The organism is Sorangium sp. So ce281 (assembly GCF_051527395.1).
GTDB lineage: Bacteria > Myxococcota_A > Polyangia > Polyangiales > Polyangiaceae > Sorangium > Sorangium cellulosum_B.
This window is the reverse complement of the sequence record NZ_CP150322.1, coordinates 4,444,617-4,459,866: the sequence shown is the minus strand read 5'-3', so window position 1 is coordinate 4,459,866 and position 15,250 is coordinate 4,444,617. Positions and strand designations below refer to the sequence as shown.

The window sequence follows — 15,250 nt, the reverse complement described above, 5'->3', positions numbered from 1 at the left end:
GCGTGGGCGCGGCGTCGAGCGACCCCCGGCGGCGCAGGCCCCGAACCACCGAGACCGCCGCCGTTCCCCCTCGCGACGCCCGCGACGCCCGCGACGCCTGCGACGCCTGCGACGCCTGCGACGCCTGCGACGCCTGCGACCACGGACACGAGCGAATTTTTTCCTACCCCTCTACACAACGCTTGGATAAGACCTTACACAGCGGCGGCGGGAGCTGCCCGTCGCGAAGCGCCCCATCGAGCGCCGCGTGCTCGTGCTAGGATGCGCCCGCCCGCCAAGAAAGGTGCATGATGTGGCTCGATCGGGTCATCAAATCGCTCTTACCTCGTGAAGAGCACTTCTTCGACTTGCTCGAGCGGGGCGCCGACTGCGCGCTGCAGAGCGCCAACGTCCTCTCGGAGTGCTGCACCGCCCGGAGCGCCAGCGAGAGGCAAGCCCTGGTCTCGCGGATCACCGACATCGAGCACGCCGCCGACGAGGTGATCCGCGACGTCTACGACGCTCTCAACAAGACGTTTGTCACGCCGCTCGATCGCTCCGACATCTACGCCCTGGCGACGGACCTCGAGAACGTCTCCGATCGCGTCCACTCCACGATGATGCGGGTCGTGGTCCACGCCATGGAGGATCTCCCGCCGGCGAGCCAGGTGCTCGCCGCCAAGATCCTGGAAGGATGCTCCGAGATTCACAGCGCCGTCAAGCTGCTCCGGGGGATGAAGCGGGTGACGGAGATCAACCGACATTGCAAGGCCATCGCCAAGCTCGAGCACGACGGCGATCAGATATTCCGCTCGGCGATCGTCGAGCTCTTCAACACCGAGAACGACGCCATCCACCTCATCAAGCACAAGGAGTTCCTCGAGGGGCTCGAGAACACGCTCGACGCCTGCGATGACGTCGCCAATGCGCTGGAGGCGCTGGTGATCAAAAACGCCTGAGGGGCGCGCCATGAACACTCTCCTCGTCACGCTGACCCTCGTGATCGTGGTCGCGCTCGTCTTCGACTACATCAACGGCTTCCATGACACGGCCAACGCCATCGCCACGGTGGTGAGCACCGGAGTCCTCCCCATCCGCACCGCCGTGCTGCTCGCGGCGCTGTTCAATTTCGGGGGTGCGCTCACCGGCACGGCGGTGGCGAGCACCATCGGGAAAGGGCTCATCGTCCCTTCGGCGGTGACCCAGGTGGTGGTGCTCAGCGCCCTCGTCGGCGCGATCTTCTGGAACCTCTTCACCTGGTATTTCGGTATCCCGTCGTCGTCGTCCCACGCCCTCGTGGGCGGGCTCGTGGGCGCGGGCGCCGGGCGGGCGGGCACCGCGGCCGTGCAGGGGGCGGGGCTCTTGAAGGTGGTCAAGAGCCTGATCATCAGCCCCGTCGTGGGCTTCGTGCTCTCCTTCCTCGGGATGATCGCCATCTTCTGGCTCGTCCGGCACACCCGGCCGGCGGTGGTCAATCGGCGCTTCCGGATCCTGCAGATGGTCTCCGCGGGCTTCATGGCGCTCTCGCACGGGAGCAACGACGCCCAGAAGACCATGGGCATCATCACCATGGCGCTCGTCGCGTACGGCGTCATCCCCGCGAGCCACGGCGACTTCCATGTGCCGCTCTGGGTCGTCTTCGCCTGCGCGACGGCCATGGCCCTCGGCACGGCGGCGGGCGGGGTGCGGATCATCAAGACCATGGGCACCAAGATCATCGACCTCAAGCCGATCCATGGCTTCGCTGCCGAGACCAGCGCGGCGGCGACCATCTTGACCTCGTCGTTCCTGGGGATGCCGGTGTCGACGACGCACGTGATCACCGGCTGCATCATGGGCGCGGGCGCGAGCCAGCGGGTGAGCGCGGTGCGCTGGGGCGTGACCACGCGCATCCTCTGGGCGTGGGTGCTCACGATCCCGGTGAGCGCCGTCGTGGCCTGGGCCTGCTATCTCGGGCTCTCGTCGATCCTCGGCGGTTGAGCGTCGACGCGCCGCGCCGCGCCGGCACGCTGACCGCTGATCGCTGACCGCTTCCCAAGGAGGCCCTCCGTGCACCGTCGCCATGCGCTCTGGATCCTGATGCTCTGCCTGGCTCCCCTGCTCGCCGCGTGCGGGCACCCCTGGAAGACCATGCGTGAGGCCGTGCCGAACCCGTTTTACGGCCAGGGGCGCTTCGGGGTCGTCCCGATCGTCTTCTACGGCCTCCAGGTCGGCGACGGCTCCGAGGCCGAATGGATGGCGGAGAAGGACGCCGAGCAGCAGCAGAGCTGGCAGGAGGACAAGGCGGCGATGAACGAGGAGTTCACGGAGGCGCTGATCGCGACCGCGGCGTCGGAGGGCGTCGCCATCGTCAGGGCGAGGAGCGCAGCCGACGCGCCGTTCTTCCTCCGCGCGAACGTGACGTTCTACGAGCCCGGCATCTTCGCGGTCGTGCTCAACAAGAACACGCGCCTGAAGGCGATGGTGCAGCTCACCGATCCGGCCGGGGGCGTGTTCGACGAGTTCTTGATCGACACCACGGTGCCAGCCTCGTTGACCAACCCGTCGAGCGGAGGGCGCGCGCGGACCGCGGCGAGCCAGCTCGGGAAGCTCGCCGCGAGGTACATCATCCATCGCGTCCAGGGCGAGGACTGAGCGCTGCGGGGCGCCGCGGCTCGCCCGCGCGCGCCGCGACGAGCGCGTCGTCGAAGCGGCCGAGACGCCGAGCCGCGAGCCCCTGACGCACAGCGCTCGGAGCACGAAGGCGGGCGCCGCGCTCGCGAGGCGCGGTCAGCGCGCGATCTGCGCGAGCGTCGCCTCGGCCGACGGCGCGGCGAGCCCCAGCTCCGTCGCTCCGTAGCGCGCGAGCGCCCGGCGGTCTGCCGGCGAGAGCGGCCGCGCGCGGAGCGCCTTCGCCTCCGCGGCGGCGCCCTCACCGCAGGACGCCGGCACGCTCGATCCGTAGCGCAGCGCCCGGTGCGTCCGGATCATCGCGAGCACGTCGAGCGACGCGCCCGCGTAGTGCGCCACCTGATCGAGCAGGAACGCCGCCAGGGGCCGCGGCACGAGCACGCTGTCGAGCGCGTCGGTCAGGCGGAGCTCGTAGACGACACGCTGCTTCGACGGCAGGAACGTGGTCCGGTCGAACGTCGCGTCGCACGAGAGGAAGATCTGCGACGTCGGGACCAGCACGCGGACGGACGGGGCCACGTCCCACGCGGCGATCGTGTGGTTCCACGTCGGCCAGAAGAGGCCGACCCCGCGGACGTCGAGCCGGCGCGCGAGCCCGGCGAAGAGCGCCGAGAGCTCGTCGCACTCCGCCGTCGCCGAGGGCCCGGCCGACGACGCGAGCGGAGGGCTCTGCCTCCACGCGGCCCAGATGTGCCAGGCGGTCGGGTTGCGATCGGTGATGCCCCAGCGCAGCCGGAACGGACCGCCGTCGCGCGTCATCTCGAAGAGCGTCCGGACGCGCACGTAGTCGCGGACCCGCCCGGCGCCGCACGCGATCCCGTGCTCCGCGCAGAAGCGCTCGGCGTCGGGGCGCCGCGCGGCGGCGGCGCACGCGTCGATGCGCTCGCCGAGGCGTGCGGCGAAGTCGCGCATCGACAGCGCGTCCGGGAGCGCCTCGCTCTCCGTGGTGGCGCAGGTCTCGGCGAGCGCGGGGGCAGCGGGCGCGGTCAGCGCCGCGGCCAGCGCGAGCGCGAGCAGGGGATGCGGTCCGGGGGGCGAGCGGCGGTTCGGCATACCCCTTCATCGCGCGGCGGCGGCAGAGTGTGACCGGCCGCGCTCACTCGATGGTCGACGCCGTGACCATGATCGGCGTGTCGTCGTGGTTCGAGATCTGCGGATAGGTCGGGTACCACGACCCGCCGATGTTGTTGGTGATCACCGACCGGTCGATGACGATGTTTCCGGTGTGATCGTTGCTCACGAAGAAGATCGCGCTCCCGTGGGCGTTCACCTCATTTCGCTCGATCCGGGTCCCGCAGAGCATGAGCGTCATCGTGGTGCCGTCGTTGTAGATGGCCCCGCCGCTGCCGCCGCCCGGTGTCCCGGCCATCGCGGGGTTGCCGCCGTTGCCGAGCGCGCGGTTGTGGGAGAACAGGCTGTTGATGACCGTCCAGGAGACGCCGATGCTGCTGATGCCACCGCCGTTCGCGCACTCGTTCCCGTAGCCTTCGGCGCCGCCGAAGGTGCTGTTCACCACGTGGAGCGGCAGGCCGTTGTACTGCATGAACGCCCGGATCCCGGCGCCGCCGATGTCGGGGCCGGTCGGATCACACGTGTTGTTGAAGAAGCGTGAGTTGACGACCTTCAGGCGCCCGCCTTGCGCGAAGATGGCTCCGCCGCCCTCGTCGTCATCGTTCGTCGAGTTGCCCCCGAGGAAGGTGAGGTTCTGGACCGTCAGGCGCGGGTGGTCCTGGTTGTCGCAGTTCGGCGTCGTCCAGACCTGCGCCTCGTCGCAGGTGTTCATGTAGAGGATCCGCCGCTGCCCGCCGCCGCTCAAGGTCACGAGCCCGCCGCCGTCGATCACGATCTCGGGGCCGGTATCGTTGAAGATCTTCGCCGTCTCCTCGAGCGTGATGGTGATCGGCTCCGGCCCGCAGTCGAACGTGATGATGCCGCCGGCCGCGACGGCGCTGACGACCGCCTCCGAGGTGCAGCTCTCCGGCGTCCCGTCGCCGATCACCGTCGTCGGTGACGACGTGTCGGCGGCCTGAGCCTCGGCCGGAACAGCGCAGCTCCCCTCCGGGTTGCCTGCCGCGGGGCCGCCGCCTTCGTGCACCGGAGGCTCCGGAAGCGCGCCGCCCGAGCCCGCGCCGGCCCCCGAGGAGCCCACGCCGGCCCCCGAGGCGCTCGTCGCTCCGGCGCCCCCCGCGCCCGTCCCCCCCTCACCCCCAGGCTGGTCGTCCCCGCAAGCCGCAACCACGGTCGCCATCGACAAGCACAAGATCAGTCCCAGCGATCGCCGCATCACGCCCTCCTCGATATGAAAGGTTCTGCTCAGCGGCGTGGACACCTCTCGGGCCGCTCGCTCCTCGCGTGGCCAGTCGCCAGCATCATCGCAGAGTACCTCCGTCGTGCGGCGGTCCGCTCATCGATCCCACAGCGACCGAAGAGCCCATGGCGCACCCGCGACACGGATGTCCCCCGAGATCAGCCGCTGCGCCCTGTGAGGCTGGGGCACACACCAGGCACACACGTTGCAGTGAGAGCTCACCGGAGGGACGAGATGCACAACACGGCGTGGATGGCCGCGGCGCTCCTGGTGGTCGGCTGCGGCGGGGCGGACTTGCCCGAGGACTGGGAGGATGCAGAGGCGATCGAGGGCCTCACCCAGAGCGAGTGCAGGGCGGGCGCGTACGACGACACGGTGCAGGAGGCGCTCGTGGCGACGCCCGAGCGCGGCGCTGTTCACCTCGAGTACCGCGCCGCGCAGTTCCGATGCGATCAGGAGGTGGAAGGGTTCGTCCGGATCGCCGACAGCAGGGTGGATGTGCTCGTGCAGCCCGTGGACATGGACCCCGGGTCCGTGGCCGGGTGCGACTGCCGCTATGACATCGACATGACCATCAAGGGCCTGAGCAAGGGGGCCTTTGCCGTCGCGCTGTACCGCCGCTGGGACAACATCAACGATCCGAACGATCCGAAGAAGATCGGCTCCACCGAGGTGGAGATCCCCTGAGGACGGCCGCAAACCGAGGTGAAAACCGTGGAGCTCCGCCGCGCGGTAAGCGATGTGCGGCCCGAGCCCCTGCCGTTGATCCAGGCGCCGAGGCCGCCTGTGCGCGGCCCACGACGCCGGGCGAGCCCGACGTGGCCCGCTTGCACCCGCGGGAGCGGCCATGCAGACTGGTCCGCGCGCCATGGTCGAGCTGAGCCATCAACAGATCGAGCGCTTCATCGCCGATGGATTCGTCCGGATCGACGCGGCGTTCCCGCGGGTCCTCGCCGACGAGGGCCGCGCCATCCTGTGGCGTGACACCGGGATGGATCCGCAGGATCCGAAGACCTGGACGAAGCCGGTCGTTCGACTCGGGATGTACGGCCAGCGACCGTTCGCTGACGCCGCGAACACGCCGGTGCTGCGGGCCGCGTTCGATCGGCTGGTCGGCCGCGGGCGCTGGCAACCGCAGAAAGCGCTCGGCACCTTCCCCGTTCGCTTTCCGTCTCCCGACGATCCAGGGGATGCCGGCTGGCACGTCGACGTGAGCTTCGGCACCGAGAACCCCGACTTCATGTCATGGCGCGTGAACGTCGCGTCGCGCGGCCGCGCGCTGCTCATGCTGTTCCTCTTCTCGGATGTCGGCGAATCCGACGCGCCGACGCGCATCCGGGCCGGGTCCCACCTGGACATTGCGAGGCAGCTCGCGCCGGCAGGCGAGCCGGGGCTGACGCTGCGAGAGCTGGCCGCGAACGGCTTCGCCGAGACGGCCCACCGACCGCAGGTGCTCGCGACCGGCGAGGCGGGGACGGTCTACCTGTGCCACCCGTTCCTGGTCCACGCAGCGCAGCCGCACCGCGGCACGTGCCCGCGCTTCATGGCTCAGCCGCCCCTGCTCCCGACCGAACCGCTGCGGCTCGATCGCGAAGACGGCGAGAGCTCACCGGTCGAGCAAGCCATCCGCGCGGCGCTGCGCGGTGATCGGTGAGCATCGGACACGCCGCGACGCGCAGGCCGCGCGCGTCGGATCAACGTCAGCCCGCGGCCGCGCGCGCCCCCCGCGCGCGCCGCACCCGGTCGACCGCGACGGCGATCACGATGATCGCGCCCGTCGCGATCTCCTGAACCCAGCTCGGCAACCCGAGGTGGACGCCGCCGGTCCGGATGACCGTGATGAGCAGCGCCCCGATCACGCTCCCCGCGACGCTCCCCTCGCCGCCCGAGAGCGGCGCGCCGCCGATGACCACCGCCGCGATCACCTCGAGCTCCAGGCCGATCGAGTCGGTCGGGTCGCCCACCGTCAGCGTCGAGAACTCCATCACCCCCGCGACGCCGGCGAGGAGGCTCGACAGCGTGTACACCGCGATCTTCACGCGCCCCGTGTCGATGCCGCACAGGCGCGCCGCGGCCTCGTTGCTGCCGACCGCGAACACGTGCCGCCCGAAGCGCGTGAACAGGAGCACGGCGAAGACCAGGATCGCCAGCGCCGCCGCAATCCACAGCCCGGGCGCGGTGAGATCGGACGACAGCAGCGCGTCGAGCCCGCGCGGATCCGCGTCGATCTTCTGCTCGGACGCGAGCCCCTTCGCCGCGCCGCGCAGCGCGCTCATCGTGCCCAGCGTCACGACGAAGGGCACCATCCGCGCCCGCCCCACGAGCGTCCCTACGAGGGCGCCCACGAGGCCCGCCGCCGCCGCGGCGACGAGCGCCGCCGGGAGCGCCGGCACCCCCGCGCGCAGGAGCTTCGCGAGGACGACCGTCGTGAACGCGACGAGCGAGCCCGTGGAGAGGTCGATCCCGCCGGTCGCGATGACGAGCGTCATGCCGACGGCGCAGATGCCGACCACCACCGTCTGCCGCGCCATCGTGAGCAGGTTCTGGCTGCGCAGGAACGTGTCGGGCGTCAGCGCCGCGAAGAGCGCGTAGACGAGCAGCAGCGCGACGAGCGGCCCCACCCACGGCGGACGCTTCTTCACGAGGATGCCTCCAGGAGGAGCGACGCCTCGGTCCATGACGACGCGGGCCGCGGCGGGTCGAGGGTCCCCCGGCGGAGGACCGCGATGCGATCGCAGGTCGTGACGAGCTCGTCGAGCTGGCTCGACACGAGCACGATCGCCTTGCCGGCGCGCGCCAGCTCCCGGAGCAGCGCCAGCACCTGCGCCTTGCTCGCCACGTCGATGCCGCGGGTCGGCTCGTCGACGAGGAGCACGTCGAAGTCCTCGCGGAGCAGCCGCGCGATCTGGACCTTCTGCTGGTTGCCGCCCGAGAGCTCGCCGGCGCGCTGCTCCGGCCCGCGCGCGCGGATCGCGAGCTTCTCGATCCAGCGCGCGCCCTCCGAGAGGATCGATCTCGGCCTGGCGAGGCGCGGGGCGCGCGGCGAGAGCCAGACGTTCTCGGCGAGCGAGCGGCCGAGCATCAACCCTTCCCCGCCGCGATCCTCGCTCAGCAGGCCGATCCCGCGAGGAGCGCGCAGCGCGACCGTCCCGCCGCGCCTCGGATCGAGCCCCGCGAGGATGCGGAGGAGCTCCGTCCGCCCCGAGCCCACGAGGCCGGCGATGCCAAGGATCTCCCCCCGGCGCAGCGTCAGCGACGCGCGCTTCGGCCGCTTCACGCCGGAGACGCCGTCGGCCTCGAGCACCACCTCGCCGCCGTCCGGGCGCGCCGCCTCGGACACCGCGCTCGCGCGTGTGTCGGCGCTCGCGCGCGTGTCATCCAGCGCGCGGCCCAGCATCTCGCGGACGATCTGCGCCGGCTCGATCTCGCGCGGATCGCCCTCTCCCGCGACGCGGCCGTCGCGGAGCACCGTGTAGCGATCGGCGTGCGCGCGCACGTCCGAGAGGAAGTGGGTCACGAGCAGCACCGCGAGGCCGGCGCCTCGCAGGGCGCCGACGCGCTCGAAGAGGCGCGCGGCGTCCGACTGGCCCAGGCTCGACGTCGGCTCATCGAGGACGAGGAGCCGCGCCGCGAGCCGGCCGTCCCCGCGGAGGCCGCCCTGCGCGAGCGCCCGCGCGATCTCGACGAGCTGCTGATCGGCGACGCCGAGCTCCCCGGCCCGCGCGTCGAGCGGCACGCGCCCCGGATCGGCCGTGACGAGCGCGATCGCCGCCCGCGCCACGGCGCGCGCGCGCGAGCGGTCCCGGATCCCGAGCCGCGCGCGCGCGAGCGGCTCGATCCCGAGCACCACGTTGTCGACGACCGTGAGGTGCGCGCAGAGCGTCCGCTCCTGCGGCACCAGGACGACGCCCGCGCGGCGCGCCTCCTCGGCCGACGCCGGCGCGTACCGCGCCCCTCCGAGCAGGATCGCGCCCGCGTCCGCGCGCTCCATGCCGAGCAGGACGCGCGCCAGCGTGCTCTTGCCCGCGCCGTTCTCGCCGAGGAGCGCGTGGACGCTCGCGGGCGCTACCCGCAGCGAGACGCCGCGCAGCACCGGGTTCGGGCCGAACGCCTTCGCGAGGCCGGTCACCTCGAGGAGGGGCGCGCGCTCTCCGCCCACGGGCCGCTTACTCCCCGAGCCACCTGGCGAGGTCGGGTCTCACGATCTCCTGCACCGCCGGGTCGTCGAGGTCCTGCCTCGTGACGACGCGCGAGCCCGTGTCGATGCGCGCCTCGACCTTCTCTCCGTGCAGGTGCGCCACCATCGTCTTGATCGCGACGTACCCCATGTTGAACGGGTGCTGCACGACGAGCGCCTCGATGTCCCCCTCGCGCAGCGCGCCGAGGAGCTTCTCCGACGCGTCGAAGCCGACGAACTTCACCTTCCTCGCGACGTTCGCCTTGCGGAGCGCCTGAAGCATCCCGAACGTCGTCGACTCGTTCGGCGTGAAGACCCCGGCGATGGCCCCTTCCGCCGCCCTCTGCGCGAGCAGCAGGCTCTCGCTCTTGTGGAACGCCGACTCCGTGGTGGCGCCGCCAACCTGGTTCTCGCTCGCGATGGTAATGCCGGGCGTCGCCCGGATCGCGTCGAGGAACCCCTTCTCGCGGTGCTGCGTGCTCGCCGAGCCCTCCTGGTAACGGAGCACGACGACCTTGCCGTTCTCGCCGATCGCCTTGCCGAGGTGCTCTCCGGCGAGCCTGCCGGCCGCCTCGTTGTCGGTCGCGACGAAGCTCACGTGATCGTCGCTGGCGAGATCGGAGTCGAACACGACCACCGGGATCTTCGCCTGCCTCGCCGCCCGCACCGGCGCCCTCAGCGCCGTGGCGTCGAGCGGCGCGAGCACGATGCCGGACACGCCCTGCGCGACGAAGCTCGAGACGACATCGACCTGCGCCTTGAGGTCGTCCTCCCGGAGCGGCCCTTTCCAGACGATGTCGACGTCGAGCTCGCGCGAGGCCTTCACCGCGCCTGCGTGCACGCTCTTCCAGAACTCGTGTGTCGTCCCCTTTGGCACGACGGCGATGCGGAGGCGCGCGCCGCCCCTCGCGCCCGCGCCTGCATCCGTGGACGTCGTCGCCGATGACGACGTCTTGGAGCACGCGGCGAGGACGGCAATCGCGAACGCGCACACGACGACATGGACGCTCATGGGCGCGAGAGGATAGTCGACGGATCGCGCCCACGCTCGCGCGGGCGAGCATGTCGCCGGCGGAGATCCGTCCAACAAGCACCATGGGAGTTCTCGGCTGCCCCCGGCGCGGGCAAGCTCATCCCGGCGCGACGCTCGCCTGCAGCTCGTCATTCACCCGGGTCGAACCGACGAGCGCGCGCGCAGGTCGAGCCGGGTCGGACGGCGCCGCTCAGAAACCCCTCTCGGCGCGCCTCAGAGGCCGAGGAGCTCCTGGAGAAACACGCCGCCCTTCCCTGCCCCAGCGTGCGTGAAGAACAGGCGCCCCGCCTCGAAGTCGCCGCCCTCCGGGACCCACTCGGCCGCGTGGGCGCGCAGCCGGGCGACGGCGCGCGGCGGGAACGAGAACGGCGAGCGCGAGCGGTAGACGAACGTGGCGTCGTAATCGACAGGATAGCTGGTGAGCGTCAGGTAAAACCACCCTTTCCGCTCGAACACGAACGGCGACTCGGTATAACCGCTGTTGCGCATCGCCGTCTCCGGCCCGAGCGTGAGCGCCATGGCCGGCGGGCTCCAGTGGAGGAGATCCAGCGACGTGCGGTAGGCGACGCCGCTCAGCGGCGACTCGATCGACACGCAGCGCGTATAGTACACAACCCATAGATCGCCGAGCCGGGCGAGCATCGGATCGCGGGCGACGCAGAACTCCTCGAAGAGCGTCCCTCCCTCGCGGCTCCAGGTGAATCCGTCGCGCGAGCGCGCGATCCGGAAGCCGGATCGGTCGGGGTCGTGCGTGCCCACGTGAAAGATCATGACCAGGCTGCCGTCCCGGTCCCGGACCATGTGCGGGGCCCAGATCCAGCGCTCGTCGGAGAGGGCGCGAATCGAGAAGCGCTCCGGCGCCAGCGTGAGGCTCGGCGAGACGGATTCCATCCAGCTCACCGGCCCAGGTCCAGGCGCGGTGGCGAGGACGAACTCGCGCTCGGCGTCCGGTCGATAAGGCTCGCCGTGAAAGATCCCGGTGAGGATCCAGCGGCCGTCGGCGAGCTGGATCATCGAGTGATCGTTCACATAGAACGGCCCCCCGGGGAGGCTCTCCGAGTCGAAGATCTTCACCGCGGGCCCCTGCGTGAGCTGAGGCGCGGGAGGCCCGGAGAAGAACCGCAGCGTGTACCCCCGCTCGCTCCACGGCGCCGGAGACTGGGTCGCGTCGATCTCGAGGACCGGGCGCCTTCCTGCGCCGCACTGCTCGGGGAGGAGGTCGATCCAGAGCGCGTCCTCGGCGAGCGACCGGACAGGGTTCGCCTGCATCTCGTGGAGCACGCCGACCTCCCGCCCGTCGAGCCTCACGCGCGCCGTCTGGGGGGCGTTCGCCGCGGAGTACGCGCGGAGCAGCAACAGGCCGCGCGCATCGGACGGGCATGCGACCTCGATCCGGGTGATCCCGCGGCCCTCGCTGGACCAGGATCGCCGCCGGAGCTCCAGCCGCTCGGCGTCGACGGCCGAACGCACGAGCCGCCGCCGCCCGGCCGCACGGACCTTCTGCTCACCGATCACCTGATGATCCGAGAAGGCGTAAGAGAGGCCCAGCGAGCGCACCCGCAGCGGCGTGTAGGCGCCGCTCGGCCCGGCCTCCATGCCGAAGCGCAGGCCGGAGCGGCTCACGATGGGATCGGCCACGTGCAGGCGGTACAGGGAATGGACGAACGTGGCGTTCCTCCATCCATCCTCGGGATCGACGACGAGGAAGCGGAGCAGCCCGCTGAAGGGGTTATGGTGCGCGCCCAGGAAATAGAAGCCTCCATTGAAGTAGTCCTCGGTGCCGGTCCCTATCTGCAGCGGGTGCGACATCCCGTCGGTCCGGATCATCTCGTCGCCCTCGAGGTACGTCCGATCGTTCGGCCGGCCGCCGCTGATCTCCTCGAGGAGCGCGACGAGCTGGAGCGGCTCATCGCTCTCGAAGAGGGGCATCGTCGTCTCGCGTCCGGGGGACATCTGATCGCGGTATTGCGCGATCAGCCGCACGCCTCGGCGGGCGGGCGCGAGGTCGACGGCCGCCTCGACACCCGCGATCTCCCGCCCGGGCGCGGCCTCGATCGAGAGCACCTCGCCTTCGGCCAGCGGGATCGGCAGGCGCGTCGCGAGCCTGCCCGTCCCTGCGGCGTCGGGCGTCCAGGCGGCGTGCAGCGCGCTCCGGAAGGGCGTCCATCCGCCGTCGGCGTCGGTGCCCGAGCTGGCGAGGCCGAAGAAGAACGACGCGGGTATCGGCGGCTGTCCGCCGATCCTCACCGACAGGTCGTTCAAGCGCCCCGCCGGGATGCGAACGTCGATCCCGGATACGGTCGCGGGGCCAGTCGCCAGGACGAGCGGCGCGCTGGCGCTCACGCTCTCCCGGCGCGGCGGGGCAGGCAGGGTGGCTGTCCAGTCCTCCGTCATGAATCGCGAGAGCTCCTCGGGCGTCGGTCCCGACGCGGCCCCGGGGCCCTCGCGGTAGGTGATCTGGTAATAGATGGGAACGCCCCGGAAGCGGACCTTGGCCTCGCTCGACCAGGCGAAGGGGACGTAGCTGGTGTACGCGCCCGAGCTCGCGTCCACGTCGAGCACGAGAGGCGATCTCCAGGGGCCCCTGCCCCCGAAGAAATCGCCGGGCGACCCGCGGAACGCCGTGTGTCCGTCGACTTCGATCCAGATCTCCTGGTCCGGCCTCTCGAGCTCCGCGCGGGGGGCGGTCATCCAGATCCGCGCGATTCTCCCCTCCCCGCGGGCGTGAAACAGGACCCGGTGGTCCCCCTCGAGCGCGACCCCCGGGCGATATCCATCCTCGTTGCCCCCTGCAGGGTCATGCGTGGTCACGCTCCGTGTCATCCACCCGGGATGAAAGGAGAGGAGATCCTCCAGCACCGGCGTGATCGACGCGGCGCCCGGCGCGACGGCGAGCGACGCGCCGAGGAGATGGCGGGCCGCGCTCGAGACAATGCGGTCCAGGAGCGCGCGCGCGCCGCGCCCGTCGAGACTTCCGGCGTTCATGATCGAAACCTAATGGCGCGGACAGCGCCAGGGGAGCGGGCTCGGCGAGGCACCTCGCTTGCACCGCCCCGAAGCGAGGACATGCGCGGCGCACCGATCGCGCACTCGAGGGGGGTAATTCATGCGCACCCGCCGCGATCGACGCCCTGTCGAAGGCTCGCCCAGCGTCGGGCCACGCGCATGCGCGCGAGGCCTCCTGCTCGCGCTCCTCTCTCTCTCGCCGCTCGCGGGCGCCGGCGACGCGCCGCGCCGCGCGCTCGCCGCTCCCATGGAGCAACGGGGCGCCCCGGGAATGTCCCCGAAGCCGCGGCTAGAGCTCGATCGCGCAGCCTACGCCGAGCGGCTCCGCGCGATGTGGAGCGGCGCGTGCATCGCCAACTGGACAGGGCTCCGCACCGAGGGCGTCCGCATCGAGCGCCCCTTCTTCACCGACGCTGATTGGGGAAAGCCCCTGGGGCGCGACGGGGCGCCGATCGACTTCGTCCTCCTCGACCCCTGCCCGGCCGATGATGACACCGACATCGAGTATGTCTACCTCCACCTCATGACCGAGGCGGGGACGCTCTTCCTCTCCCCGGAGCGAATCCGGGACGGATGGCGCGCGCACATCAACGACTTCATCTGGGTCTCCAACCGGAGGGCGCGTGATCTCCTCGAGCGCGGGGTGCTGCCCCCCGCGACGAGCGATCCGGCGCTCAATCCGGACGCGCTCCAGATCGACGCCCAGCTCACCACGGAGATCTTCGGCGCCCTCGCGCCCGGCATGCCGGATCTGGCGCTGCGGATCGCCGACCTCCCCATCCGGACCACCGCGCGCGATCACGCCGCGCACGCCGCGCAGTTCCACGTTCTCCTCTTCTCGCTCGCGGCGACTGTCGATCTGGAGAAGCCGCGGCGACAGGAGATCGTGCGCATCGTCCGTGAGGCCAGGAGCTACCTGCCGGCGGAGTCCAAGGCCGCCGACGTCATCGACTTCGTGCTGTCCGCCTATCTATCGACCAGCGATCGCGACGGCTGGGAGCGCGCCCGCGATGCCATTGCGGATCGCTACCAGGAGCGGGCCTCGGCGTCTGGCTTCGTCTATCGTGGGTTCACGGAATCCGCGATCAACCTGGCGACATCGACGCTGGCCCTCCTGTTCGGTGAGGGGAGCTTCCGCCGCACCGTCCAGATCGGCACCCTGTCCGGCTGGGACTCCGACAACGGCACGGCGACCATGGGCTCGCTCGTCGCGCTCATCGGCGGGATGGAGGAGCTGCGCCGCGCCTTCCCCGGCGCGCGCCTGTCCGACCGTTATCGTATCCACCGCACGCGCCCCACCCTGCCGGATCGGCTGCCGCAGGATCGCGAGGCCGAGGACACCTTCACGGATGTAGCGACGAGGATGGCCGCGCTGGTCGACCTCGCCGTGCGGGAGGGGGGCGGCCAGGTCGAGCCGACCCGATGGGTCGTCCCGCCTCGCCCCCGCGACGGCGCAGGACCCGGCGCGCGCGCCGCACCCGGGTCCGGGCCGCGGCCCCGCGCTCCTCGCTCGGCGAGATGACCTGACGTCCCACGTCTGGTCCTTCGAGTCGAGGTACCCCTGGACGTCGAACAGCCAATCGCCATCCCGCGTGAGCAAGGAAGCCCCTCGCCAGAGCACGGCGGAATTTTGCCTCGAACCGGCGCGGACGTCGATACGCCGCCCGGAAAAATGCTCGAGTTCGCGCCCAGCGGGCGGCGTGGAACCGTGGCAGTTCGATGCGTAGATGAATCTTTGAATGGGGTCGGTTTCCGAGAGGGCGACCCGCACGCGAGCCGCTCTGTCGATCAGCGCGTGCAGCATTGCTGTACGATAACACATCCATTCCCGCGCCTGGAGCGCGCGCCACGAGGGCGCCGCAGCCCAGCCCCCACGGCGCGCAGATGTGAGATTTCACGCCGGCGACGATGCTGGCTGGGCGATCGGGATCGCATTGCGCGATGACGGCCACAACTCGACGCTGCGCCTTTTCGGACCGTATCCCGCGCAAAGATCAGCGTCATCGACTATACTCGTCACCGATCCCGGGGCTCCGGCAAGGCGCGTCAATAGAAAATTCCACGTTCGGAGACCTCT

Annotated in this window: 12 protein-coding genes; 6 read left to right on the top strand and 6 right to left on the bottom strand. The window is 71.0% G+C overall.

Annotated elements, in window-relative coordinates; translation table 11 throughout:
- Positions 1-287 precede the first annotated feature (287 nt).
- The 3 genes from WMF27_RS16790 to WMF27_RS16780 all read left to right on the top strand — a co-directional run bounded on the left by WMF27_RS16790 (position 288) and on the right by WMF27_RS16780 (position 2,613).
- Entirely contained in the window at positions 288-938 is a 651-nt protein-coding gene (locus WMF27_RS16790; RefSeq protein WP_437767869.1) for a DUF47 domain-containing protein, read from the top strand.
- A gap of 10 nt (positions 939-948) precedes the next feature.
- Positions 949-1,959: an anion permease gene (locus WMF27_RS16785; RefSeq protein WP_437767870.1), complete on the top strand. Its 1,011-nt coding sequence runs from the start codon at positions 949-951 to the stop codon at positions 1,957-1,959.
- Between the two features lie 69 nt (positions 1,960-2,028).
- A complete protein-coding gene (locus WMF27_RS16780) occupies positions 2,029-2,613 on the top strand; it encodes a hypothetical protein (RefSeq protein WP_437767871.1) in 585 nt (194 codons plus the stop codon).
- A gap of 135 nt (positions 2,614-2,748) precedes the next feature.
- On the opposite strand, the gene WMF27_RS16775 is transcribed toward WMF27_RS16780, so the two are convergent.
- Both WMF27_RS16775 and WMF27_RS16770 read right to left on the bottom strand, forming a co-directional pair.
- A complete protein-coding gene (locus WMF27_RS16775) occupies positions 2,749-3,702 on the bottom strand; it encodes a hypothetical protein (protein WP_437767872.1) in 954 nt (317 codons plus the stop codon).
- Between the two features lie 43 nt (positions 3,703-3,745).
- Positions 3,746-4,897, bottom strand: coding sequence for a hypothetical protein (locus WMF27_RS16770; protein WP_437944278.1), 1,152 nt, complete (start codon positions 4,895-4,897; stop codon positions 3,746-3,748).
- A gap of 294 nt (positions 4,898-5,191) precedes the next feature.
- Here WMF27_RS16770 and WMF27_RS16765 point away from each other — a divergent pair, with 294 nt between their 5' ends.
- Complete coding sequence (locus WMF27_RS16765) at positions 5,192-5,644, top strand: hypothetical protein (RefSeq protein WP_437767874.1); 453 nt, start codon at positions 5,192-5,194, stop codon at positions 5,642-5,644.
- A gap of 160 nt (positions 5,645-5,804) precedes the next feature.
- On the top strand, positions 5,805-6,611 hold the full coding sequence (locus WMF27_RS16760) for a phytanoyl-CoA dioxygenase family protein (protein WP_437767875.1): 807 nt from the start codon (positions 5,805-5,807) through the stop codon (positions 6,609-6,611).
- 46 nt (positions 6,612-6,657) lie between these two features.
- Here WMF27_RS16760 and WMF27_RS16755 read toward each other — a convergent pair whose 3' ends face one another.
- From WMF27_RS16755 to WMF27_RS16740, 4 genes are all read right to left on the bottom strand, one after another.
- Positions 6,658-7,599, bottom strand: a complete 942-nt coding sequence (locus WMF27_RS16755; protein ID WP_437767876.1) for an ABC transporter permease — start codon at positions 7,597-7,599, stop codon at positions 6,658-6,660.
- Positions 7,596-9,116 (bottom strand): sugar ABC transporter ATP-binding protein, encoded by a 1,521-nt coding sequence (locus tag WMF27_RS16750; RefSeq protein ID WP_437767877.1) that lies wholly within the window; start codon positions 9,114-9,116, stop codon positions 7,596-7,598. Before WMF27_RS16750 ends, WMF27_RS16755 begins: the two co-directional genes overlap by 4 nt.
- A 7-nt stretch (positions 9,117-9,123) precedes the next feature.
- A complete protein-coding gene (locus WMF27_RS16745; protein ID WP_437767878.1) occupies positions 9,124-10,146 on the bottom strand; it encodes an ABC transporter substrate-binding protein in 1,023 nt (340 codons plus the stop codon).
- A 234-nt stretch (positions 10,147-10,380) separates the two neighbouring features.
- A complete protein-coding gene (locus tag WMF27_RS16740; protein ID WP_437767879.1) occupies positions 10,381-13,152 on the bottom strand; it encodes a DUF2961 domain-containing protein in 2,772 nt (923 codons plus the stop codon).
- Between the two features lie 121 nt (positions 13,153-13,273).
- On the opposite strand from WMF27_RS16740, the gene WMF27_RS16735 reads away from it, so the two are divergent.
- The gene (locus tag WMF27_RS16735; protein WP_437767880.1) at positions 13,274-14,695 is read left to right on the top strand and encodes an ADP-ribosylglycohydrolase family protein; all 1,422 of its coding nucleotides are present in this window, start codon (positions 13,274-13,276) and stop codon (positions 14,693-14,695) included.
- Positions 14,696-15,250 lie beyond the last annotated feature (555 nt).

Coding starts and splice junctions, on each gene's coding strand:
- WMF27_RS16790 (WP_437767869.1), top strand. CDS start 288: ATGATGTGGCTCGATCGGGTCATCAAATCGCTCTTACCTCGTGAAGAG.
- WMF27_RS16785 (WP_437767870.1), top strand. CDS start 949: ATGAACACTCTCCTCGTCACGCTGACCCTCGTGATCGTGGTCGCGCTC.
- WMF27_RS16775 (WP_437767872.1), bottom strand. CDS start 3,702: ATGCCGAACCGCCGCTCGCCCCCCGGACCGCATCCCCTGCTCGCGCTC.
- WMF27_RS16770 (WP_437944278.1), bottom strand. CDS start 4,897: ATGGCGACCGTGGTTGCGGCTTGCGGGGACGACCAGCCTGGGGGTGAG.
- WMF27_RS16765 (WP_437767874.1), top strand. CDS start 5,192: ATGCACAACACGGCGTGGATGGCCGCGGCGCTCCTGGTGGTCGGCTGC.
- WMF27_RS16760 (WP_437767875.1), top strand. CDS start 5,805: ATGCAGACTGGTCCGCGCGCCATGGTCGAGCTGAGCCATCAACAGATC.
- WMF27_RS16745 (WP_437767878.1), bottom strand. CDS start 10,146: ATGAGCGTCCATGTCGTCGTGTGCGCGTTCGCGATTGCCGTCCTCGCC.
- WMF27_RS16740 (WP_437767879.1), bottom strand. CDS start 13,152: ATGAACGCCGGAAGTCTCGACGGGCGCGGCGCGCGCGCGCTCCTGGAC.
- WMF27_RS16735 (WP_437767880.1), top strand. CDS start 13,274: ATGCGCACCCGCCGCGATCGACGCCCTGTCGAAGGCTCGCCCAGCGTC.